Annotated in this window: 25 protein-coding genes; 9 read left to right on the top strand and 16 right to left on the bottom strand. The window is 63.7% G+C overall.

Translation table 11 applies throughout. The features are described from left to right. The first annotated feature begins 173 nt into the window (after positions 1–173). Positions 174–1,748, top strand: a complete 1,575-nt coding sequence (locus tag QF629_08795; protein ID MDP6013626.1) for a carboxyl transferase domain-containing protein — start codon at positions 174–176, stop codon at positions 1,746–1,748. Here QF629_08795 and QF629_08790 read toward each other — a convergent pair. Genes QF629_08790 through QF629_08760 form a run of 7 tightly spaced genes read right to left on the bottom strand, consistent with a single transcriptional unit; the run spans position 1,745 to position 6,553 of the window. Further along, positions 1,745–2,359 carry a 2-hydroxychromene-2-carboxylate isomerase gene (locus QF629_08790; GenBank protein ID MDP6013625.1) on the bottom strand — a complete coding sequence of 205 codons (615 nt, stop codon included), beginning with the start codon at positions 2,357–2,359 and terminating at the stop codon, positions 1,745–1,747. The two genes, QF629_08795 and QF629_08790, sit on opposite strands and share 4 nt — an antisense overlap. Positions 2,360–2,362: 3 nt before the next feature. After that, on the bottom strand, positions 2,363–3,004 hold the full coding sequence (locus tag QF629_08785) for a glutathione S-transferase family protein (GenBank protein ID MDP6013624.1): 642 nt from the start codon (positions 3,002–3,004) through the stop codon (positions 2,363–2,365). Further along, positions 2,991–3,692, bottom strand: a complete 702-nt coding sequence (locus tag QF629_08780) for an SDR family NAD(P)-dependent oxidoreductase (protein ID MDP6013623.1) — start codon at positions 3,690–3,692, stop codon at positions 2,991–2,993. Before QF629_08780 ends, QF629_08785 begins: the two co-directional genes overlap by 14 nt. Next, positions 3,692–4,411, bottom strand: a complete 720-nt coding sequence (locus QF629_08775) for an SDR family NAD(P)-dependent oxidoreductase (protein MDP6013622.1) — start codon at positions 4,409–4,411, stop codon at positions 3,692–3,694. The genes QF629_08780 and QF629_08775 overlap by 1 nt, the downstream gene beginning before the upstream one ends. An 18-nt stretch (positions 4,412–4,429) precedes the next feature. Next, positions 4,430–5,116: an alkylmercury lyase family protein gene (locus tag QF629_08770; protein ID MDP6013621.1), complete on the bottom strand. Its 687-nt coding sequence runs from the start codon at positions 5,114–5,116 to the stop codon at positions 4,430–4,432. Between the two features lie 16 nt (positions 5,117–5,132). Then, on the bottom strand, positions 5,133–6,116 hold the full coding sequence (locus QF629_08765; protein ID MDP6013620.1) for a nitronate monooxygenase family protein: 984 nt from the start codon (positions 6,114–6,116) through the stop codon (positions 5,133–5,135). Beyond that, positions 6,113–6,553, bottom strand: coding sequence for a helix-turn-helix domain-containing protein (locus tag QF629_08760; protein ID MDP6013619.1), 441 nt, complete (start codon positions 6,551–6,553; stop codon positions 6,113–6,115). Before QF629_08760 ends, QF629_08765 begins: the two co-directional genes overlap by 4 nt. A gap of 183 nt (positions 6,554–6,736) precedes the next feature. Here QF629_08760 and QF629_08755 point away from each other — a divergent pair, with 183 nt between their 5' ends. From QF629_08755 to QF629_08735, 5 genes are read left to right on the top strand one after another with little or no spacing between them, the layout of a single operon-like run. Then, a complete protein-coding gene (locus QF629_08755; protein ID MDP6013618.1) occupies positions 6,737–7,582 on the top strand; it encodes an enoyl-CoA hydratase-related protein in 846 nt (281 codons plus the stop codon). Beyond that, entirely contained in the window at positions 7,579–8,373 is a 795-nt protein-coding gene (locus tag QF629_08750) for an enoyl-CoA hydratase-related protein (protein ID MDP6013617.1), read from the top strand. Before QF629_08755 ends, QF629_08750 begins: the two co-directional genes overlap by 4 nt. A 13-nt stretch (positions 8,374–8,386) precedes the next feature. Continuing rightward, complete coding sequence (locus QF629_08745) at positions 8,387–9,001, top strand: glutathione S-transferase family protein (GenBank protein MDP6013616.1); 615 nt, start codon at positions 8,387–8,389, stop codon at positions 8,999–9,001. A gap of 2 nt (positions 9,002–9,003) precedes the next feature. Further along, positions 9,004–9,699, top strand: a complete 696-nt coding sequence (locus QF629_08740) for an SDR family NAD(P)-dependent oxidoreductase (GenBank protein ID MDP6013615.1) — start codon at positions 9,004–9,006, stop codon at positions 9,697–9,699. Next, positions 9,683–10,036, top strand: a complete 354-nt coding sequence (locus QF629_08735; GenBank protein MDP6013614.1) for a hypothetical protein — start codon at positions 9,683–9,685, stop codon at positions 10,034–10,036. Before QF629_08740 ends, QF629_08735 begins: the two co-directional genes overlap by 17 nt. A 187-nt stretch (positions 10,037–10,223) precedes the next feature. Here the strand turns inward: QF629_08735 and QF629_08730 are convergent, their stop codons facing one another. The 9 genes from QF629_08730 to xseA all read right to left on the bottom strand — a co-directional run bounded on the left by QF629_08730 (position 10,224) and on the right by xseA (position 17,838). Then, positions 10,224–11,018 (bottom strand): SDR family oxidoreductase, encoded by a 795-nt coding sequence (locus QF629_08730; GenBank protein ID MDP6013613.1) that lies wholly within the window; start codon positions 11,016–11,018, stop codon positions 10,224–10,226. Next, positions 11,018–12,331: an ABC transporter substrate-binding protein gene (locus tag QF629_08725; protein MDP6013612.1), complete on the bottom strand. Its 1,314-nt coding sequence runs from the start codon at positions 12,329–12,331 to the stop codon at positions 11,018–11,020. Before QF629_08725 ends, QF629_08730 begins: the two co-directional genes overlap by 1 nt. Positions 12,332–12,404: 73 nt before the next feature. Then, positions 12,405–13,280 carry a 3-hydroxybutyryl-CoA dehydrogenase gene (locus tag QF629_08720; protein MDP6013611.1) on the bottom strand — a complete coding sequence of 292 codons (876 nt, stop codon included), beginning with the start codon at positions 13,278–13,280 and terminating at the stop codon, positions 12,405–12,407. 25 nt (positions 13,281–13,305) lie between these two features. Then, positions 13,306–14,241: an FAD-binding protein gene (locus QF629_08715; protein ID MDP6013610.1), complete on the bottom strand. Its 936-nt coding sequence runs from the start codon at positions 14,239–14,241 to the stop codon at positions 13,306–13,308. Beyond that, on the bottom strand, positions 14,241–14,990 hold the full coding sequence (locus QF629_08710) for an electron transfer flavoprotein subunit beta/FixA family protein (GenBank protein MDP6013609.1): 750 nt from the start codon (positions 14,988–14,990) through the stop codon (positions 14,241–14,243). Before QF629_08710 ends, QF629_08715 begins: the two co-directional genes overlap by 1 nt. Positions 14,991–15,122: 132 nt before the next feature. Then, the gene (locus tag QF629_08705; GenBank protein ID MDP6013608.1) at positions 15,123–15,332 is read right to left on the bottom strand and encodes a twin transmembrane helix small protein; all 210 of its coding nucleotides are present in this window, start codon (positions 15,330–15,332) and stop codon (positions 15,123–15,125) included. 8 nt (positions 15,333–15,340) lie between these two features. Further along, positions 15,341–15,550: a hypothetical protein gene (locus QF629_08700; protein MDP6013607.1), complete on the bottom strand. Its 210-nt coding sequence runs from the start codon at positions 15,548–15,550 to the stop codon at positions 15,341–15,343. 3 nt (positions 15,551–15,553) lie between these two features. Then, positions 15,554–16,369: a M23 family metallopeptidase gene (locus QF629_08695; protein ID MDP6013606.1), complete on the bottom strand. Its 816-nt coding sequence runs from the start codon at positions 16,367–16,369 to the stop codon at positions 15,554–15,556. Next, positions 16,366–17,838, bottom strand: coding sequence for an exodeoxyribonuclease VII large subunit (xseA, locus tag QF629_08690; GenBank protein MDP6013605.1), 1,473 nt, complete (start codon positions 17,836–17,838; stop codon positions 16,366–16,368). The genes QF629_08695 and xseA overlap by 4 nt, the downstream gene beginning before the upstream one ends. Before the next feature lie 98 nt (positions 17,839–17,936). On the opposite strand from xseA, the gene purD reads away from it, so the two are divergent. From purD to mutL, 3 genes are read left to right on the top strand one after another with little or no spacing between them, the layout of a single operon-like run. Beyond that, on the top strand, positions 17,937–19,202 hold the full coding sequence (gene purD / locus QF629_08685; GenBank protein MDP6013604.1) for a phosphoribosylamine--glycine ligase: 1,266 nt from the start codon (positions 17,937–17,939) through the stop codon (positions 19,200–19,202). Continuing rightward, the gene (locus tag QF629_08680; protein ID MDP6013603.1) at positions 19,199–20,539 is read left to right on the top strand and encodes a glucose-6-phosphate isomerase; all 1,341 of its coding nucleotides are present in this window, start codon (positions 19,199–19,201) and stop codon (positions 20,537–20,539) included. The genes purD and QF629_08680 overlap by 4 nt, the downstream gene beginning before the upstream one ends. Beyond that, positions 20,536–22,278, top strand: a complete 1,743-nt coding sequence (gene mutL, locus QF629_08675; protein MDP6013602.1) for a DNA mismatch repair endonuclease MutL — start codon at positions 20,536–20,538, stop codon at positions 22,276–22,278. The genes QF629_08680 and mutL overlap by 4 nt, the downstream gene beginning before the upstream one ends. Positions 22,279–22,421: the final 143 nt, after the last annotated feature.

Here is a 22,421-nt window from a genome sequence, read left to right as displayed (position 1 = left end):
GGGTAGACCCCCCTTTACCCTATTCATACGGCATGCTGCACAGCTGCAGTCGGCCAGATTCGGCAGTTTTTCATGCTCCGTGCTGTGCGGTCAATGGGCATGAGTGCTGGCGCCTTGCGGTGGCGCGTCGATTGCGCTTGGATCGGGCGCATCAGACAAATGTGAGGAATTTCATGGACGACGAGGTGGAGCGAAGCGCCAAGGGCTGGCGCCCCGAGATCGAAGAACTCAGGCGCCGCGAGGCTATGGCTCGCGAAATGGGCGGGCCGGAGAAGATAAAGCGCCAGCACGATAACGGTCGTCTGACGGTGCGCGAGCGCATCGAACGGTTGTTGGACCCCGGAAGCTTTCACGAGATCGGCGCCATCGCCGGCGTTGCCGACTATGGCGATGACGGTAGCCTGAAAAGCTTCCGCGCCTCCAACGTAGTCATGGGCCGCGGTCGCATAGAGTCCCAGCCGGTTACTGTCTCGGCGGATGATTTCACGATTCGTGGCGGTGCGGCTGATGCTGGTATTCGTGCCAAACAGATTGCTGCTGAACAGATGGCGAACGAGCTGCGCATGCCCATCGTGCGCTTGGTCGAGGGGACCGGCGGGGGCGGCTCGGTCCGCACTGTCGAGACCGAGGGCCACACCTATCTGCCAGCCAACCCCGCCTGGGAGTGGGTGGTCGAGAACATGGCGACGGTTCCGGTGGTAGCGCTGGCGCTCGGGCCTGTGGCGGGGCTCGGAGCGGCGCGCGTCGCGGCCAGCCACTATTCGCTCATGGTCAAGGGCCAGTCGCAGATGTTCGTGGCCGGTCCGCCGGTGGTCAACCGGCTAGGTGCGCAAGTTGACAAGGAAGGGCTGGGCGGCTCAGACATCCACACCACCAATGGTGCGGTCGATGATGCGGTCGACAGTGAGGACGAGGCCTTCGCGCGTACCCGTCGCTTCCTATCCTACCTGCCATCCTCGATCTGGGACGTGCCGTCGCGTGGGCCGAGCCATGATCCGACGGAGCGCCGCGAGGACTTCCTCATCGACGTGGTGCCGCGCGACCGGCGCAAGATATACAAAATGCGCCCCGTCATCGAGGCCGTCGTGGACGCAGGCAGCTTTCTCGAGATGGGCGCCCGCTTCGGCCGCTCGGCGATTACCGGGCTGGCGCGCCTCGACGGCTGGCCGGTGGCGTTGCTGGCCGGCGATCCTTATGTCTTTGCCGGTGGCTGGACTGCGGATGCAGCACTCAAGGTGACCCGTTTCGTCGATCTTGCCGAGACCTTCCACCTGCCCGTGGTGCATCTGGTCGACTGCCCCGGCTTCGCCATCGGCGTTGCCCACGAGAAGGCCGCAACCATTCGCCACGGCACCCGTGCGCTCGCTGCAATTTACCAGGCACGTGTGCCCTGGTGTTCGGTCGTCATGCGCAAGGCCTTCGGGGTGGCGGGTGCAGGCCATGCCAACCAGAGCCGCTTCCACTACCGCTACGCTTGGCCATCCGGGGACTGGGGCTCGCTACCCGTCGAGGGTGGCATTGAAGCGGCTTGGAAGGCGGACCTGGAAAAGGCCGATGACCCGCAGAAGATGCAGGCGGAGATTCTCGAGCGCCTGGAAGCGGTGCGCTCGCCCTTTCGCACCGCCGAGCGCTACGGCGTCGAGGAGATCATCGACCCCCGCGACACCCGCCCACTACTTTGCGAGTTTGCCAACCTCGTGGCACCTTTGCGTGAACCAGGGCGCGCCAGCTTCGCCATGCGACCCTAAGCGGTCCACGTGGGCGGGATATCGCCAGCGCCGGCCAGTTCCTCTACCCAGGCGAGCCGATCGTGGCCGAAGAACATCTCTGAGCCTACGAACATCGTCGGCGCGCCGAAAACACCGCGCGAGACGGCTTCCTCGGTGTTGGCCTTGAGTTCATCCTTAATCACCTGCTCCTGTACTAGAGTGCCGTAGCGGGCTGGATCGAGCCCGATTGTGCCTAGCACAGCAGCAATCTCCTCGAACTCCTGCATATTGCGCTCCTCGGTCCACATGGCGCGGTACATGGCATTGAGGTAGGGCTGGAACTCGCCTTCGTGTTGGGCTGCGATGGCGCCGCGCATGATCGCCAGGGTATTGACCGGAAAATGTGGATTGGGAGCATAGTCGACGCCGAGTTTAGCGGCACTGCGGGCGAGGTCGCGGCCCATATAGGCGCCCTTGGCCGACACCGTGGCGGGCGAGGCGTTGCCGGTGGCCTTGAAGACGCCGCCGAGCAGCACAGGCCGGTAGACCAGTGACGCGCCCGTGCGCTCGGCGATGCTCGGAAGCTGGGTGTACGCCATATACGCCGTCGGGCTGCCAAAATCGAAAAAGAACTCAATGGTCGCTGCCATAGCTCAGGCCTCCGCGCTTAGTCGGGCGCTGACATCCGCGAACCAGCGATTCGCATTGGCGCATGAGTTGGGAACGCCGATCTCGACACGCCCGGCAAAGCCGATGGCGACGAAAGCGGTAATGTCGGCGATGCTGAAACTCTCGCCGGCGAGATAGCGCGTCTCGCCGAGGCGCTGGTCTATGGTCTCGAAAAAGCGGCAGAGGCTTGCTTTGCCGCGTTCGATCAGCGCTGGAATCTGCGGTACGCCGCGCACGCCAGCCAGCGCGCGGTCCTTGAACATGGGCGCCGAATTGCGAATTATTTGGGCTACTGCTTGCTGCCCCTCAAGCTCGGCGCGGCGGTTCCACATCTCCACCAGCGCGCGTTCCTTGGCGCCTGTGCCGAACAAGGCTGGCTCGGGCTGGATTTCCTCGAAATAGCGGCAGATGGCGACAGATTCGCTGATGCAGGTGCCGTCGTCGAGCTCGAGCACGGTGCAAGCGGAATTTTTCTCCCGAAACCAGGCACTAAAATGCTCATTTTCGCGCGTATTCACGCTGACCAAGGGCGTGTCGATGCCCTTTTCGGCCAGAAAGACACGCACTCTGCGCGAGTTCGGGGCAAGGCTGAAATCGTAGAGCTTCATGGCATCACCACGTTTCATGGAAGGGCCGGATCTCGACATCGAATGACCAGGCCGATGTCGCCTGATGTGCGATATGGAAGATCTCGTCCGCAATATCCTTGGGTTTACAAAAAAAATCGTCGGGCTCGTCAGGCCGCAAGCGCGGCCGCGTCCAGGGCGTGTCGATGGCGGCGTCGATGGTGACATAGGCGACATGCACGCCCTTGGGCCCGAGATCGCGCGCCATCGACTGGGCGAGGATGCGTTGGGCCGCTTTGGTCGGTGCGAACATCGAATAGCGAGGCTTACCGCGCCAGGCCGAGGTGTTGCCGGTAACGATGATGGCGCCCTTGCCCGCTTTTACCATGGCTGGGGCCACACCTTGCGCGAGCACCATGAGCGCAGTGGTGTTGACGCGGAAGATATGCTCGAAGGTTTTGGGATCGGCTTCCAGCACAGTGCCGAAAGACGCCGTCACTGCATTGTGAATGGCGGTGCTTGGCGCCCCCATCTCCTCGCGCACCTGCGCCATCGTAGCTGTGAAATGCTCGAGATCGCTGACATCGCAGAAATAGCCGCTGCTACCCTCGATCTCGCCTTCAAGCTTGCGTAGGCGCTCTTCCGTGCGGGCCAGCATGGCAACGCGATAGCCACCGGCGGCAAAGCGGCGGGCACAAGCGGCCCCGGTGCCGTCTCCGGCGCCGGTTATCAGACAAACCGGCGCCATTACCAGGTCTCGCGGTCGGGCCGCAGCTCGACCAGGAAGGACCAAGCAGAGCGATCCTGATGCGCCACATGGAAGATCTCCTCGGCGATCGCCGTCGGTTTGCAGAAATCCTCGTCCGGCTTATCGGCGGCGAAGATCGGCCGTGTGCGCGGGGTGTCGATGGCGGCGTCGATCATCACATAGGCCACGTGCACGCCCTTGGGCCCAAGGTCACGCGCCATGGATTCGCAGAGAATGCGCTGCGCTGCCTTGGTAGGCGCGAAATAGGCGAAAGCTGGCTTGCCGCGGGTCGCTGAAGTATTGCCGGTGACGACGATGGCGCCCTTGCCGGCCTCGATCATGGCCGGTGCGGTAGAGCGGACAAGGTAGAGCAGGGACGTGGTGTTGACGCGGAAATTGCGCTCGAGCCGGGTGGGGTCGTCCTCCAGGAACTTGGCCGCGCCGCCGCCTTCGAGGATGCCCGAGACGGCGTTGTGCACGACCACCTCGGGCGCGCCCATCTCATCGCGCACGCACTCGGCGGTCGCCATCAGGCCGTCGAGATCGGACACGTCACAGACATAGCCGCGTGAGCCCTGGATCTCTGCCTCAAGCGTGTCGAGGCGCTCCTTGTTGCGCGCCAGCATGGCGACACGGTAGCCGCCGCTGGCGAAGCGCCTGGCGCATTCGCCACCGGTGCCGGGTCCTGCCCCGGCGATCAGACAAACGGGGTTTGCCAAGGTCCCACTCCCTTCTCCTCAGAATCTCGTATCGTCCCCATCCGGCAGCTCCCAAATTTGGCCGGATAGTCCATGCCGTGCGAACAGCTCACGCGCCTCGGCAACCGTCCACTTCTGCCAATCCTTGTCGCGATGGCGCCCGTACCAGTCGCCCGCGAAGCGCGCCACGGTGTCGATTGACCGCACGTCGCCTATGACGATGCCGTGGCGGAAGCACCAGGACCGGACCTCTGTCTCACTTTCGAAAAATAGCATGGTGCTGCAGCTATAGATCACGTTGTTCCAGATGTGCTGCATAGGAATGGGGAAGTGGACTACGAGGTTGCTATCCTCAACCGTGCCGTCCCTTACCGTGACGCTGACCGGCTGGCCTTCACCGCCGAGGGTGCTGCTGATTGTGACCTCTCCGCCGATCAGCGCGGCGATGCCGAGCGAGCACCAAGCACAGTTGCCCCACCAGACTTTCGCCCCGGCGCGCACCGTGAAGTTGGTTGGCGCCAGGGAGAAGGGGTGGATTGCCCAGATCTCGTCGTTGTCCGGATGCAGCACCACGCCGCGGTCATCGGCGAGCTGCCGCAGCCCTTTTTGCATTTCCTCCGGCATCACGTGGTAGCGTGATGCCAGCACCGAGAGATGCGGCGCCCGCCCGTTGGCAACGACGTCGTTGATAATGCTGTAATGTAGCTGGGCGCTGGTCAGGGCCACGGTGTCACTCCTATTCCTATTTTGCCGTCGCGTGCAGTGGCGCCGCGAGGCTGTCGCGGGCGGCCTCGTATTCTGCCGTCAGGCGATCGACCAACGCCGCGGCGGGCATCACTGCCTTGATGGCGCCGATGCCCTGGCCCGAGCCCCAGATGTCGCGCCAGACCTTCTTCGCCCCAATCCCACCCGACCTGAAGTCCATCTTCGATGGATCGGCCTCCGGCAGGTCGTGCGGGTCGAGTCCCGCATTGGCGATTGAGGGCGCTAGGTAGTTGCCACGCACGCCCGAAAAAAAGTTGGTGTAGACGATGTCGTCGGCCACGCCGTCGACGATCGCCTGCTTGTAGGCGTTGATGGCGTTAGCCTCCTCGGTGGCGACAAAGGCCGAGCCGATATAGGCGAGGTCCGCGCCCATGGCCTTGGCGGCAAGCACCGCTCCGCCCTGCGCGATGGCGCCCGACAGCGCCAGCGGGCCGTCAAACCATTCGCGAATCTCCTGGATCAGCGCGAAAGGTGACAGCGTGCCCGCGTGTCCGCCCGCGCCGGCACAGACAGCAATGAGGCCGTCCGCGCCCTTGTCTACTGCCTTGTGGGCGAAATGGATGTTGATGATGTCGTGCATCACTATGCCGCCATATGCATGCACCGCATCGCACACTTCCGGGCGAGCGCCGAGCGAGGTGATGACGATGGGGACCTTGTGCTTGACACACATTTCCATGTCATGGTCGAGGCGCGTGTTCGACTTGTGCACGATCTGGTTCAGGGCGAAGGGAGCGGCGGGCTGTTCGGGATACGCTTTGTCATGCGTCGCCAGCGTTTCCTTGATCTCCGCCAGCCAGTCATCGAGCGCTTCGGGCGGGCGCGCATTGAGTGCCGGGAACGAGCCGACGATGCCCGCGGCGCACTGGGCGATGACCAGCTTCGGATTGGAGATCATGAACAATGGCGCACCGATCACCGGGATGCGCAATGTGCCATCGAGCACGGGTGGTAGCGTCATCGAAGGCACACAGCCGCTGCGGGAACGGTGGCGCTGTCACTATCCCGGCAAAAGTGAAGCGACACCGGATCGCCGCTCCGGCGGTCGACGAGCCGGGCGCGTGGGCCGTCAGGCTGCGGCATCCAGGTTTCTCCCCATTCGACCAAGGCGGCGAGGACAGGCAACATGGCTTGCCCCTTTTTGGTCAGCACATATTCTTGTCTGCGGCCGTCATCGCGCACAGGCTTGCGGTCGAGTAGCCCAACATCAATCAAATGCTTTAGCCGCGTCGTCAGCACGCTTCGGGAGACGCCGAGGCGGTTCTGAAACGTCTCGAAACGGGTCACCCCGACAACGGCGTCGCGCAGGATCAGCAATGTCCAGCGGTCGCCGATGATGCCGAGTGCATCGGCAATCGGGCAATTCACTCTACTATAGGGTCGGCCCTGCTCATCCATCGCCGCGCTCCTTCTTATCGCGCCGGCGATCCGGCGATACATGCGTTGCGGTCGGATGAGACCATTACGGCATCGCCGCCGGGAACAAAAGTTCAAATTTCGAACTTGCGGCCCAGGTAGCGCATGCGCATAGTCGCGACCGGTAAAGGTTCTGAACCGGAACTTTTATAGAGGGAGAGGGCCTTGGCCGAGTCGATTGCCGTCGAGACTGGGACTGAGCAGCTGCTGTGCACGCTGCAAGAAGGCGTCGCCACCATTATCTTGAACCGGCCTGAGGCGCGCAATGCGCTCTCCAACGAGCTGACGCCCGCGCTGCGCCGCATGATACACCGTTGTGGTGAGGACGATGCCATCGGTGCGCTGCTGCTAACCGGCACCGGCACCGCATTCTGTGCTGGCGGCGACGTCAAGGGTATGAGCGCGAGCGGCATCGGCAGCGAGCTTTCCTTTGATGCCAAGGTCGCCGATCTGCGCCAGCGCCAACGCACCCTGACAGGTGCGCTCGTCGCTTTGCGCAAGCCCACCATCGCGGCACTGCCGGGCCCGGCAGCCGGGGCAGGACTTGCCATCGCGCTCGCCTGCGACATTCGCATCGCCGCCGAGACGGCCTTCGTCTCGACCGGCTATGCCCGCATCGGGCTGAGCGGCGACTATGGCGTCGCCTGGCTCTTGAGCCGTGCCGTCGGCAACGGCCGGGCCCGCGAACTCATGTTCACCGCCGACCGCATCGATGGGGCGACGTGCGAGCGCATCGGCCTGGTCAATCGGGTGGTGCCGGGCGACCAGCTGGCGGGCGAGGCCTTCGCGTTGGCCAGGCAGCTTGCGGCGGGACCGCGCCAGGCGCTGGCGCTGATTAAGGACAATCTCGACGATGTTGCGGAGAAGGATTTTCTCGCCGCGCTCGACAGCGAGGCCGAGCGGCTGCTACAGGCTGCGGCCAGCGCCGACCACAGGGAGGCGGTGTGCGCCTTCATCGAAAAGCGGGAGCCCGTCTTTGGGGCCGCGAATAAGGAAACGGAAGCCTCATGACCTACACCGCCCTCGATCTCGATATCCGCGACAACATCGCCTGGATTACCCTCAATCGCCCCGAGCAGTACAACGCGCTTAACGCCGCCATGGCCAAGGAGCTGCTGGATGTTGCCAACCGCTGTGGCACAGACAAGCGGGTGCGCGCGGCTGTGCTCACCGGCACTGGCAACAAGGCCTTTTGCGCCGGCGGCGATATCGGCGGCTTTGCCGTCAAGCCCGAACAGCTGGAGATGCGCCTCAAGGAGATGACCACGGTGCTGCACGCCGCGGTCTCGCGCTTCGCCTGGATGCGCGCGCCGCTAGTTGCAGCCATCAACGGCGTGGCCGCCGGGGCGGGGCTCAGTGTTGTCGCCTTCTGCGACCTCGCCATTGCCGCGGACCACGCCAAGTTCACTAGCGCCTACACTAAACTTGGCTTCACCCCCGACGGCAGCTCGACCTATTTCCTGACGCGTCTGATCGGCACGCGCCGCGCGGCCGAGCTTTACATGACCAACCGCACGCTCGACGCGGCGGAAGCACTCGACTGGGGTCTGGTCAACAAGGTCGTGCCGGCGGCTGAGCTGATGGGTGAGGTGACGGCGCTCGCCGAGCAGCTTGCGGCAGGTCCAACCGAGGCCTTCGGTGGCGTCAAGGAGCTCCTTCAGACGGCACCCAACGACACGCTTGAATCGCAGATGGAGCGCGAGACCCGTGTTCTGGCGCGCGTTTCGACTACGACTGCGGATGGACATGAGGGCGTTAAGGCCTTCCTCGAGAAGCGCGCGCCGGTCTTTAAGGGTGAATAGGAAGGCTCAGAAAATGAAATTCTACGATCTTGCCGGCTCACCCAACACACGGCGCGTGCGCATCTTCATGGCCGAGAAAAATCTCGATATTCCCGCCGTCATGGTCGACATGATGAAAGGCGAGAACCGCACGGCGAAGTTTCTGGAAACGAAAAATTCGCTCGGGCTGCTGCCTGTACTCGAGCTCGATGACGGCAGTTGTATTGCCGAGTCAGTCGCCATCTGCCGCTATCTCGAATTGCAACATCCCGAGCCGCCGTTGTTTGGCCGCGATGCGCGAGAGCAGGCGCAAGTTGAGATGTGGAACCGGCGCATGGAGCACGAAATTCTGCTGCCAGCCATGCACGCCTTTGTCCATAGCCACAAAATGTGGGACGGGCGCATGGAACAGATTCCCGCCTGGGCCGATGCTTGTCGAGATAAGATCCGGGAGCGCTACGATTGGTTAGACAAGGAGTTGGCAGGCCGTGATTTCGTCGCCACGGCTGACTACACAGTAGCGGACATCACTGCGCAATGTGCTGTGCTGTTGGCCAAGGGGGTCTGCGACGTGCGTATCGCGGACGAACAGGTAAATCTTGCTGCTTGGTGGGAGCGGGTGGCAACACGGCCGACTGCAAGGGCGTAACCGTGGGACACTGTCTCGTCATCGGTGTCGGTGTCGGGACGGGGTTAGCCTGCGCGAAGCGCTTCGCGGTGGGGGGGTATCGCGTGTCGATGCTCGCACGAAATTCCAAACGCCTAAGTGAGCTGGCTACCGCGGTCGAGGGTGGCACCGCCTATCCTGCCGATATTGCCGATCTCGACACCTATCGCGAGACGCTGCGGCATATCGTTACGGAAGAGGGCGAACCCGACGTGGTAGTCTACAACGCGGCGCTCGCCACCTTCGCCGATTACACCGCGCTCGATACCGAGGTTTTCGAGCGCAATTTTCGCGTCAACACCACGGGCCTGCTGGTCACGGCCCAGGAGCTGGCGCCAGCCATGGCCGCGCGCGGCACTGGCGCGCTCGTGGTCACCGGCAATACCGGCGCGACACGTGGCATTCCGAGCTTCGTTGGCTTCTCACCGACCAAGGCCTCGCAGCGCATCCTGGCAGAATGTTTGGCCCGCGAGCTGGGGCCGCAAGGCGTGCACGTGGCCTATGTGGTGATCGATGCGCTCATCGACATGCCGTTCGCCCGCCGCCGCTTCGGCGACAAGCCGGACGAGGTCTTCGCCAAGCCAGAAGAGTTGGCTGAGGAGATCTTCCATACCGCACACCAGCCGCGCTCGGCACGCTCGTTTCTTGTCGAATTGCGCCCATTTGGCGAGACTTGGTGAGCAGAGTGCGCAAGCCTCGCTCGGTCAAGACGTTGGAGAACCGGGGCCGGGTGCGGTTTTTGCCGTCGTGCCCCAGTTTGCCGACCGCTATGCCGAAGGTGCCAACTGGCGTGCCCTGGTCTGGCGGATTCACAGCTGTCTACCCTACAGTCGGCTGGTCTTCTTTGCCAAGCTCGCTGCCTTCACCATCTCTTGGCACGAGCGCCCCAAGCGCACCATCTGCAGCTACACCGCACCGCGCGACCTGCTGGCCAAGCCTGGCAAACCCAACCACACCGGCAACCATCGCGACCACTATCGTGGCTTCCCGGCGCTCAGGACCACGACTATCTCTTGATCTGAAGAAATAAAAGAGGATTAGGTTTATTCTATAATTTACCGGCACCACATAATATGGGGACACCATATATTTTCCCATGTGGCATTAGTTGTCATGCAATCTCTGCGCTGCGTAATCGCCTGTAGTTAAGTAAGGGCCAGTGACGGTCTCCGTAATTGATGTAAGGTATTCTGCCAATTGAGGGCTAGACGAAGTTACGCACGATCCCGCCTTCGACGCGCAGCGAGGCGCCGTTGGTGCCTGAGGCGGCAGGGCTGCAGGCGTAGCAGATCATGTTGGCGACCTCGTCCGGGGTCTCGTAGCGCTGTAAGAGCGAGGACTGGCGGCGAGTGGCGAAGATTTCGGCCTTGAGTTCCTCGATGCTGCGCCCCTCGGCCTTGGCCCGCGGGCCCATGTTGCGCTCCTGGGTCTCGACCCAGGTGGGGCCGGGCAACACAGAGTTGACGGTCACGTTTGAACCCTTAGTGGTTTCGGCTAATCCGCGGGCGATGGCCAACTGCGCCGCCTTGGAGAAGCCATAATGAATCATCTCCGGAGGGATGAAGACGCCGGATTCGCTAGAGACAAAAATAACCCGTCCCCAGTCGCGCTCGAGCATCCCTTTAAGATAGTGCCGCGCCATGCGTACGCCCGACATGACGTTGATGTCAAAATATACCTGCCAAGTATCGTCGCCGACCTCGTTAAAAGGCTCGGGCCGGTAAATGCCGACATTGTTGACCAACACGTCGACCATCGGGTGCGCGGCAGCGATGGCATCACAGCCGGCAGCCGTGCCGAGATCAGCGGCGATCCCGACGGCGTCGGCGGCAGCGATGCGTTCTTCGAGGCGGGCGAGCGCATCGTTTACGGAAGTGTTGGTGCGTCCGTGCACGATAATCTTGGCGCCCATCTCGACGAGCCCCACCGCGGTCTCGAACCCGATGCCGCGGGAGGACCCCGTGACCAGCGCCGTCTTGCCGGAGAGATCAAGGTCCATCAGTTACACTTAGCGTCGGGGAAGCCCTGACGGATCCAGTCGATGGCCTTGATACCCGGCGGCGGATTGACGCATTCGGCGTTGTAGTAGACGACGTCGTCTACCACGATACGACCTTCTGCCTCGTCGTAGCGGCTGGTGCCGATGGCATTGGCCTGGATCGCCTGGTGGCCGTCGGCCAGCGCCATCTTGACCATGCCGCTGGGGCTGTCCCATTCGAGATAGGTCAGCGCCTGCATTACCTGCTCCGGCGTTGGCGCAGACCCGGCCACAGCCTCGGCCTTGGCATAGGCCGTCTTGAGGCCTAACAGCGCCATGGTGTATTTGTAGGCACCCTGGTTCGGCACATGGCCCCAACGTTCGGTATAGGTGTTGTGGAACCAGGTGTTCATCTCGCTCTCGGGCGCAAACGGGCCGTGCGGACCGCGGGCGCCGAGAAAGGTACCGTCCGGCATGCGGTCACCGATCAGATGTAGCACGTGCTCGCCGGCCGACAGCACCACTTGGCTGCGCTCGAACAGGCCGCGACCGCCGCCCTGCAGGATCAGAGCTTCAAGGTCGGCGCCCCAGAAGCTCGAATGGATGACATCGGGTCTCCTGGACAGAAGCGCCGAGATCTCGGCGCCAAACTGGCCGGCAAAAAGCTTCGGGAACTGCACATCGACGACCTCGATGCCGGGCTTGAGCACCTCCATAGAGCCTTGAAAATCGTTCCAGGAGTCCTGGCCCCAGGCGTAGTTCTGATTGAGTCCGGCGATGGTCTTTACATCCGGTTTGCGGTCGAGCAGGTAGCGGGCGATGGCGACGTTGTCCATCGCCGCGTGCGGGCCGGTGCGAAAGACGTATTGGTAGCTCGCCTCCTCGAAGACGCGCGGCGTGCCGCAGTCGACGAGAATAGTGAACTGCTTGAGTTCCTCGGCGACCTGGGGAATGGCCAGGCAATCGCCGCTGGAGATGTAGCCCATGATGATGTCGACATTGCGCCGCTGCACCAGATTGCGGAACTCGGCCACCTGCTTGGTGGCGCCACCCGCCTCGTCGACGAAGATCGGTACGATCTTCATGCCGCCGATGCCTGGCGTGTTGTAGGGCGCGGGGAAGGCGCCGGCATTGAGTGCATCGATGGTGGTCTCCGCGCCCTCGCGCGCAGGCACGCCGAAATGCGCCGCCGCCGGGCCGGAAAGGAAGGTAACGACGGCGATGGAGATCTCACCGTCTTCCGCCTGGGCCGGGGACGTTGCGGTGAGGCCCAAGGTCAATACGAACGCGGCGCAGAACTGCCCACCCAGCGAACGCAATGATGCCACGATCATGATACTTCCTCCCTGTGCGACGTGATGCCTTTGCGCCAGATATTGCCAGCCAAGCCCGGCAAAGTCGATGGCGCTAGCGCGTCGGCACAGGGGCGTCGCCGGTGTAGTCGTAGAAGCCGCGGCCGGACTTGCAGCCGATCCAGCCGGCCTCGACATATTTCGCCAACAACGGGCAGGGGCGGTACTTGGTGTCGGCGAGGCCCTCGTGCAGGACCTGCATCACCGCCAGGCATACATCGAGACCGATGAAATCGGCTAGCTCCAGCGGGCCCATGGGATGGTTGGCGCCAAGCTTCATGGCAGTGTCAATTGCTTCCACCGAACCCACCCCCTCGTACAGCGTGTAGATGGCCTCGTTGATCATCGGTAAGAGAATACGGTTGACGATGAAGGCGGGAAAATCCTCGGAACTGACTGGGCTCTTGCCAAGCCTTATGGTTAGCTCACGAACGCGACTAAACGTCTCTTCGTCGGTGGCGATGCCGCGGATTAGCTCGATCAGGCGCATCATCGGAACCGGGTTCATGAAATGCATGCCAATGAACTTGCCCGGCCGATCGGTGGTCGCCGCGAGCCGCGTCACGGATATGGACGAGGTGTTGGTGGCGATCAACGTGTCTGCGCTAGTGAGCTTAGGGCAGAGGGTCTGGAAAATCTCCTTCTTGACCGCCTCGTTCTCGGTTGCCGCCTCGATCACGAGATCGACCTCGGCCGCTGCATCCAGCGCCAGCGTCTGATTGATGCGCGCCAGCGCTGCCACCTTCTCGGCCTCCTCAACCTTGCCGCGCGCGACCTGACGCGAAATGTTGCGGTCGATACCAGCCAGGGCTGCATCGAGCCGCTCCTGGGCGATATCGATGAGAGTGACCTCGAGCCCCGACAGTGCGCAGACATGGGCAATGCCCGATCCCATCTGTCCGGCGCCGATGATTGCTACGCTGTTTACCATGGTTTTCGTCCGTGCCCTTAATCTGTCAATATTTGCCCAGCGCTTCGGTCAGCGCCGGCACCACGGAGAAGAGATCGCCGACGATACCGTAGTCGGCGACCTGGAAGATCGGCGCCTCTTCATCCTTGTTGATGGCGACGATCACCTTAGAATCCTTCATGCCGGCCAGATGCTGAATGGCGCCGGAGATGCCGACAGCGATGTACAGCTCTGGCGCCACGATCTTGCCGGTCTGACCGACCTGGTAGTCGTTCGGCACATAGCCCGCATCGACCGCTGCACGCGAGGCGCCGACGGCGGCGCCGAGCTTGTCGGCCAGGGCTTCGAGCAGGGCGAAGTTCTCGCCATTCTGCATGCCGCGCCCGCCCGAGACGATGACCCGCGCCGCGGTCAGCTCGGGACGTTCGGATTTCGATAGCTTGCGCCCGACAAAGCTGGAAAGGGCATTGTCTGCACCGCTATCGATATTCTCAACCGGGGCCGAACCGCTACCTTCCGCCGCCTTGAATGCAGTCGTGCGCACGGTGATCAGCTTGATCGGATCGGACGAGCGCACGGTGGCGATGGCGTTGCCGGCATAGACTGGGCGCTTGAAGGTATCGGCATCTTCGACGGTGATAATGTCGGAGATCTGCTGCACGTTGAGGTGGGCTGCGACGCGCGGCATGACGTTCTTGCCGAAAGTGTCTGACGGTGCCAGCACGTGACCGTAGCCTTTGGCCAGGCTGGCGATCAGCGGGCCCAGGTTTTCTGCTAGCTGATGCTTGAGCGCCACGTTATCGGCGCACAGCACCTTGCGGATGCCGGGGATCGCGGCGGCCTGCTCGGCTGCCACGCCGCAGTCAGCGCCGGCGATGAGCACATCGATCTTGTCGCCGAGCGCCGCCGCAGCGGCCACCGTGTTGAAGGTCGCCGCCTTGATCTCGGCGTTGTTGTGCTCGGCTATGACCAACGCTGCCATCAGATGACGCCCGCCTCATCACGCAATTTCTCGATTAGCTCCCGCGGTCCCTCGACCTTGATACCAGCCGAGCGTGCTTCCGGCTCCTCCACGGACAGTGTCTCCAGCCGCGGTGAGATGTCGACACCACAATCGGCCGGCGTCTTCTGGTCGATCGGCTTCTTCTTCGCCTTCATTATGTTGGGTAGCGAAGCGTAGCGCGGCTCGTTGAGGCGCAGATCGGTTGTGATGATTGCGGGCAGGGCCAGCGATACCGTCTCCAGCCCGCCGTCGATCTCGCGCATCACCTCAGCCTTGCCGTCGGCCAGGGTCAGCTTGGAGGCGAATGTGCCCTGGGCCCAGCCCAGCATGGCCGCGAGCATCTGCCCCGTCTGGTTTGAATCGTCGTCGATTGCCTGCTTGCCAACGATCACCAGTTCCGGGCTCTCGGCCTGCACGATGGCCTTGAGCAGCTTGGCGATGGCGAGCGGCTCGGGCGCCTCGTCGGTGAGCACCAGAATGCCCCTGTCGGCACCCATGGCGAATGCGGTGCGCAGCGTCTCCTGGCATTGCTGCGGGCCGATCGAGACGGCGACGATCTCGTCCACCGTGCCTGCTTCTTTTAGACGCACGGCCTCCTCCACCGCGATCTCGTCAAACGGGTTCATGGACATCTTGACGTTGGCCGTCTCGACCCCCGACTTGTCGCTTTTCACCCGAATCTTGACGTTGTAGTCGATGACGCGTTTGACCGCGACGAGAGCTTTCATCCGTGCTGGCTCCGAGGGGATTGAATTGCGGCGACGCCGGCCGACGCAGCACTGATCCGCCTATTGTGCAGACGCACAATATGGCTAGGCCCATAGCCTGTCAAACCGCTTACGGCGGCGGCGCATGCGTCCTCAGCCGCCGTGGATGAAGGCCACGTAGATCACGATTAAAAGCACCGCGAAGGCCTGGACACCGACGCGTAGGCGCATCAGGGTATTACCGTAGCGGCGATTGAATTTGCCGCCGCGCACCATGCCGATGACGCCCACCATCAACACGATGAAGATCGCGATCAACGCGATCACGATGAGCATAGGGAAGACGGTTTGTAGTGGTCCCATGGCGTGCCTCAGACCGACGACCCGCCGCGCGCGGCGAGATTGTTGGGGCACTCGTGCCGCGCCTTCGGCTCGTCGGTTAGGGAATGCGGGCCGGGCTGCTCGGGGTATTCAGCGCGGCGGCTGACGTTATCGAGCGGCTGTGGCGCAAAACCGCCGTTCGAGGTCGTGTCGATCTCGATAGGCAGACGCTTGCTTTTGGGATTGCTGCGCTGGCGCATGGCTTACTCCTCTGGCATGGGGCCAGCGACGAGCACTGGGTCGAGACGTCTGTCAAGTAGGTTTACCCGCCAATCGAAATGGGCTCCGGTGGTGCGGCCGCTGGTCCCGACGGCACCGATGGTCTCACCTTGCGTCACCGTATCGCCGACGCCAACGGCTGTCTCGGAGAGATGTAGATAGCTAGTCGATAACCCGAAGCCGTGATCGATGATGATGGTCTTGCCGCTGAGATAGAGATCGGATGCGAAGGTTACCTCGCCGGCTGCCGCTGCAGCCACCGGAGTGCCGACCGGTGCGGCCACGTCGACGCCGTAGTGCGGTTGCTTGGGCACGCCGTTGAGTACCCTGCGTGAGCCGTAGACGCCTGTGATCTGGCCTATGACCGGCCAGACGAAGGGCGCCTGGTGGGCCAGCAACTCCGTTTCGACGGCGCGCGCCGCCGCCACCGCTTCGGCCTCGACGCGGATGCGCGCGAGCGTTGCCTCGTCATAGGTGACCATGTCCTCGGGTAGCCCGTCGATGTGCTGCTCGTCGTAAGTGCGCTGTCTGATCTGCAGGGATTGGCGTGCTTGGGCGCCGGGGCAAAAAGCCTTGACCAGCGCCCAGGGCTTCTGATCGTAGCCAAAGCCGATGAGAAAGCCGCCGTTCTCGGCCACGGGGACTTCCAGTCCATCAAGGGTCACGCGGCAGTCGGGCGCCACGGTGCCGCGCAGCAGGCCGCCTTGTGCGGTCGTGCCGCGCAGTTCCATAAGGCCGGCGCTAGCGGTTTCGGCGAGGGTGGCGAGTAGCAACGCCGCAAGCGCAATCGATTTGGTCATAGCAGGGATCCTTGGCTGTCGTCGTCAGGGCCACCGCGGCGCCCGCGGGGCGCAACGCCGACCTGGGTTGCGACGCGTCCGTCGTGGAACTCGATCTCGAGCGCGCCGGCCCGGCGCGCAGCAGAGCTAGCCCTTATTAACTCTCCCGCCGCACCACGGATGACGGCGAAGCCGCGCTCGAGCACACTGCGGTGACTGACGCTTTCAAGGCGTGCAGCCGCAGCCGCCAACTGGTCCCATGCGCCACTCAGCCGCCGCTCGCTGGCCCGCTGTAGGCGCGGCTCGCGGGTAAAGCGGGCGAGCCCTTCGCCGGCGTGACGCAGTTTTGCCACCCCTGACGCCAGCAAGCGATGCGCACAGGCCTCGAGACACAGGCCGGCGGCGTGGGCCTGCTGGCGCGGATTGACCAGGCCGGCCGCCGCCTCGGCGAGGGCGGCGCTGCGCCGGTCGAGCGCCATGGTCATCACTCGGCGAAGGCTTTCGCTGCGCTCGTCGAGCCGTTGTGCTGCTTCGCCGAGCATGGCCTCGGGTCTCGGCAGGCCCCGCGCTAGGGCCTTGACGGCGTGGTGCTCGCCATTGAGCCGGCGCGCCACGACCGATGCCATGCGGCGCTCATAGTCGCCAAGGTCGGCAAGTAGTTCGACGCGCACCGGCACTGCCATCTCAGCTGCTGCCGTGGGCGTCGGCGCACGCACGTCGGCGGCGAGGTCGATCAGTGTGGTATCGGTCTCGTGACCGACGGCGCTGATCAGGGGAATCGTGCAGTCTGCGGCGGCGCGCACCACGAGCTCCTCGTTGAAGGACCAGAGATCCTCGATGCTGCCGCCGCCGCGTGCGACGATTAGCAGATCTGGACGTAGCGGATCCTCGGGTGCTAGCGCATCGAAGCCGCGAATCGCCGCCGCGATCTCCGCGTCCGCGCCCTTGCCCTGCACGCGCACGGGCCACAGCAATACCGGGCGTGGGAAGCGGTCGCCCAGGCGATGTAGGATGTCGCGAATCACCGCGCCCGTTGGCGAGGTGATGACGCCGATGCGCTCGGGCAGCGCTGGCAGCGGGCGCTTGCGTTCGGCCGCGAAAAGCCCTTCCTCTGCCAGTGCTCGGCGGCGCTCCTCGAGTAGCGCCAACAGCGCCCCGGCGCCAGCCGCGGTCATGCTCTCGATCACGAGCTGGTAGCGTGAGCGCGCCGCGTAGGTGGTCAGCCGGCCATCGCAGACCACTTCCAGGCCGTCTTCCGGACGCATGCTGAGGTTTTCGGCGACGCCGCGCCAAACCACCGTGTCAAGCACCGCCTTGTCATCCTTGAGCGACAAATAAAGGTGGCCTGAGGCGGCGCGCTTGAAGCCGGAGATCTCGCCCCGCACACGGACGCGCTGAAAAGCCCCCTCGACGGTGCGTTTGAGTGCGCTGGATAGCTCGCTCACAGAATATTCCGGTGTGTTATCGATGAGGCTGGCTTCGTCGGTCATAGCGCAATGATAGCCGCGCGCAGGCTACCGCGTCCATTGACAGCGTTCGCGCCATGGGCTGCTATGCGTTCCGTCGCGAAGAGGGAATGCAGGACGATATGAAGGTTCTGGTGATCGGCTCGGGAGGTCGCGAGCATGCGCTGTGTTGGGCAATCGCCGCCTCGCCCCTGTGCGACGAAGTGCTGTGCGCGCCCGGCAATGGCGGGATCGCTGAGGTTGCTCGCTGTATCGCCATCGATGCCATGGATTTCGATGCTGTTGTTACGTTCTGCCGTGACGAAAGCATCGCCTTCGTCGTCGTCGGCCCAGAGGCGCCCCTGGTTGCTGGCTTGGTCGATCGCCTTGATGCCGAGGGCATAGACGCCTTCGGCCCAAACGCGGCAGCCGCCCGATTGGAAGGCTCGAAGGCCTTCACCAAGACCCTTTGCGAGGAGAACGGGATTCCCGCTGCGGCCTCGCGCAGTTTCAACGATGCGGCGGCGGCGGCGGTCTATATCGAGAGTCATGGCGCTCCGGTGGTGATTAAGGCCGACGGCTTAGCGGCCGGCAAGGGTGTGACCGTCGCACAGACGCTGGATGAAGCCCTCGCCGCCAACGCGACCATCGGTAGTTTCGGGGCTGCTGGCTCGACCATCTTGGTTGAGGATCTGCTGGTTGGTGAAGAGGCGAGCTTTTTCGCGCTGGTCGATGGCAAAACCGCGCTGGCGCTGGTCGGCGCCCAAGACCATAAGGCCGTGGGCGACGGTGATGTTGGGCCCAACACCGGTGGTATGGGGGCCTATTCGCCAGCGCCAATTCTGGATAGCACTATGGCAGACCGGGTCATGGCGGAGATCATCATGCCGACCGTGCGCGCCATGGCTGCGGCCGGCACACCATTCAAGGGCGTCCTCTACGCTGGGCTAATGATTGACGGGCAGGGACCGAAGCTGCTCGAATACAATGTCCGCTTTGGCGATCCCGAATGCCAGGTGTTACTGTCGCGACTGCGCTCGGATCTGCTGCCGGCGCTGATGGCGACTCATGACGGTGAGCTTGCTAATTTTGACTTACGCTGGCGCGACGAGGCGGCTTTGTGCGTGGTCATGGCAAGCGAGGGTTATCCCGGGTCGTACGAGAAAGGCAGCGAGATCCGCGGTCTCGATGGCCTCGACGCTGACGACCTGGTTGTCTTCCATGCCGGTACGGCGCGCTGCAACGACCGGCTGGTAGCAACTGGTGGGCGCGTGCTCGGCGTTACCGCGCGGGCGGCTGGCGTCGCTGAAGCTCAGGCCCGCGCCTACCAGGCCGTGGCACATATCGACTGGCCCCAGGGCTTCTGCCGCCGCGATATTGGCTGGCGCGCGGTGGCGCGCGGCGTATGAGCGGGGGTCGCTGCCGCGGCTGGGGTGGCGCACTTTACGAGCACGATCTGTCGGGCTGCTTGGCCAGCACCATCGGCAGCCATGGCCTGTCGGATACCCATTTCACTGCTGCGCTTGTGAGGACTGCGCCGGCCTTGGAGCGCTTGCGCGCCTGGCAAGTCGATGGCAGTTGCTCGCTGCTGACCCTGCCAGAGCGCCGCGACGATCTTGCGGTGCTGGCCCCGCTGGTCGATGTCGCGAGTCGTAAGTTTACCGATCTCGTGGTGCTCGGCACCGGCGGCTCCACCCTCGGCGGCCGGGCGCTGGCGGCACTGGTAGTGCATCCAGTGCCGCCGGCCCAACGCGCTTGGTTGCATTTCTCCGATGCTGCGGACGGCCACGATTTCGGCGTTTTAATCGATGGTCTCGATCTCGAACGCAGCCTGTTTGTGGTGATCAGCAAGTCCGGCGCTACTGATGAGACCTTGACGCAGTTCCTCATCGCTTTCGATGCAGTCAAGGCCGCGGTTAGCGAAGAGGAATTGCGTGGCGCCTTTCTGGTGGTAACGGCGCCTGGCGAAAATCCTCTGCGGCGCTTGGCCGAGCGCTGGCGGCTACCGGTGCTTGATCACGACCCCGGACTTGGCGGACGCTATTCCGTGTTCTCTGCCGTCGGTCTGCTGCCGGCCATGTTTGCGGGCATCGACGCGGAGGCGGTGCGCGCAGGCGCAGCTGAAGCGTTGGCAGTATCTCTTGCTGCCGAGCGTCTCGAGGATTGTGAGCCCGCGCGTGGCGCCGCACTATTGGTTGGTCTAGCAGAGGAACGTGATGTTAGCACTACGGTGCTTATGCCCTATTGTGGTCGGCTCGCTGAGCTTGCCGCCTGGCATCGCCAACTCTGGGCCGAATCACTGGGCAAGAACGGCCTTGGCACTACGCCCGTGTCAGGGCTTGGGCCGATTGATCAACACAGCCAGCTTCAGCTCTATCTTGATGGGCCGCACGACAAGCTGCTGACCTTGCTCACGCTTGACAGTGCCGGCTGCGAGCGCAGTGTGGAGCCCGACCTGATCGCGGACGAGCCGGAACTTGCCCATCTGGCGCACAAGACTCTCGGCAATATGGTCGAGGCCGCGGGTAATGCCATGGCTGATGCCCTCACTGCTGCTGGGCGGCCATTGCGCCGCATCAGCATCGAAAATCTAGACGAGCGGCGCATAGGCGGCCTGCTGATGCATTTCATGTTGGAGACCATCATTGCTGCCGAACTGCTCGGGGTTGATCCCTTCGATCAGCCGGCGGTTGAAGCCGTCAAAGTGAGGGCCCGCACTGCGCTGGCGGAGGCGGGATCGGGATGAGCCTGAGGCGGCTACCGGAAGGCCTGATAAACCGCATTGCCGCGGGTGAAGTCATCGAACGTCCCGCTAATGTCGTCAAGGAGTTGATGGAAAACGCTGTTGATGCCGAGGCTGGGCGCATCGATGTGACGCTAGAGGACGGCGGCAAGACACTCATAGCCGTAGGCGACGACGGCTTTGGCATGGCGCGTGAGGCACTACCGCTAGCGGTGCATCGTCATGTCACGTCGAAGCTCGTTGGCGATGATCTCAGCGATATCCGCAGCCTCGGGTTTCGTGGTGAGGCGCTACCCTCGATCGGCGCCGTCAGCCGCATGACTGTGACCAGCCGCGCTCGCGGCTCGGACACGGCCTGGGCGGTCAGCGTTACTGGCGGCGAGATATCCAAACCGAAGCCCGCGGCACTCGGTGCCGGCACGCGCGTCGAGGTGCGCGATCTTTTCTTCGCGACTCCGGCGCGGCTCAAGTTTCTCAAGAGCGAGCTCGCGGAGACTACGGTCGCGCTTAACCTTGCCGCGCCGCTCGCCATGGCCAGGCCCGAGATTGCCGTGAAAGTCGTGGCTAACGGCCGTAGTCGACTGTCGGTCGGCGCCGCGCAAGGCGACCTGCTCGCGTCGCGCCTCAACCGCTTGGCTGCGTTGATGGGCGCCGAGTTCGCCGACAACGCGCTCGAGATAGCAGCGGCGCGCGACGGCGTCGCGGTCGCGGGCTATACCAGTCTGCCGACGTTAAACCGTGGTCGGGCTGGCCAGCAATATCTTTTCGTCAACGGCCGACCCGTGCGCGACCGCCTGCTCTATGGCGCGGTGCGTGGTGCCTATCAGGACCTGCTGGCGCGTGACCGTCATCCCCTGGTGGCGCTCTTCCTCACGCTTGATCCGGCGGAGGTCGACGTCAATGTGCACCCCGCCAAGGCCGAGGTGCGTTTTAGGGCCCCGGCGGCGGTGCGTAACCTCGTGGTCGGGGCGCTCAGGCATGCCCTCGATGAGGCCGGCCACCGGGCCTCGACAACAGTCGCCCATGCGGCGCTTGCCGCCGCCCGCCCACAGCCCGGCCTGCCGCTGCGCCCGGGTCTCGGTCTAGCGGGAAACGCTGCCGCCTACCAGGCGCCGCTGGCACCTCCCGTCGTCTCGGAGCCGGCGCAGGAGTCGGTCGAGACCTATCCGCTGGGTGCGGCGCGGGGCCAGTTGCACGAGACCTATATTGTTGCCCAGACGACCGACGGCCTTGTCATCGTCGACCAGCATGCGGCGCACGAGCGCCTGGTGCTTGAGCGCATGCGCGCCGAGCTCGCCGGTGGCAAGGTCGGGCGGCAAATTTTACTGATCCCGGATGTTGTCGAGCTTGATCCCGGTCCGGCCGAGGCCGTCGCTGCCCGTGCTTCGGAGCTTGCCGAGTTCGGCCTCGTGGTCGAGCCCTTCGGCGATGGGGCGCTCATTGTGCGCGAAGTGCCGGCCCTGCTCGGCGAATGCGACGTGGCAGGGCTAGTCTGCGACCTTGCGGAGGATATCGTCGCAGGCGATCAGGCCTTGGCCCTCAAGGAGCGCCTCGACGACGTCTGCGCCACCATGGCCTGCCACGGCAGCGTGCGGGCTGGCCGCCGTCTGGGCCCTGAGGAGATGAACGCGCTGCTGCGGGAAATGGAAGTCACACCCCATTCCGGACAATGCAATCATGGCCGGCCGACCTATGTCGAGCTGAAGCTCACTGACATCGAGAAGCTGTTCGGTCGGCACTGATTCTCAAGTTTCGTAGCGGCGCAGCATCTTCTGCGCCGGGCCGTCGTCCGGCGTAAGCGAGAGGCATTTTCGGAAAGCTGTTGCCGCCGTCTCTCGCATACTTGGCGATCCAGTCATCAATGGTGCTGCCATAGTGAATACGT

The sequence above is a fragment of the Alphaproteobacteria bacterium genome (assembly GCA_030739735.1).
GTDB lineage: Bacteria > Pseudomonadota > Alphaproteobacteria > UBA7887 > UBA7887 > UBA7887.
This window is presented reverse-complemented; position numbering and strand designations above follow the sequence as displayed.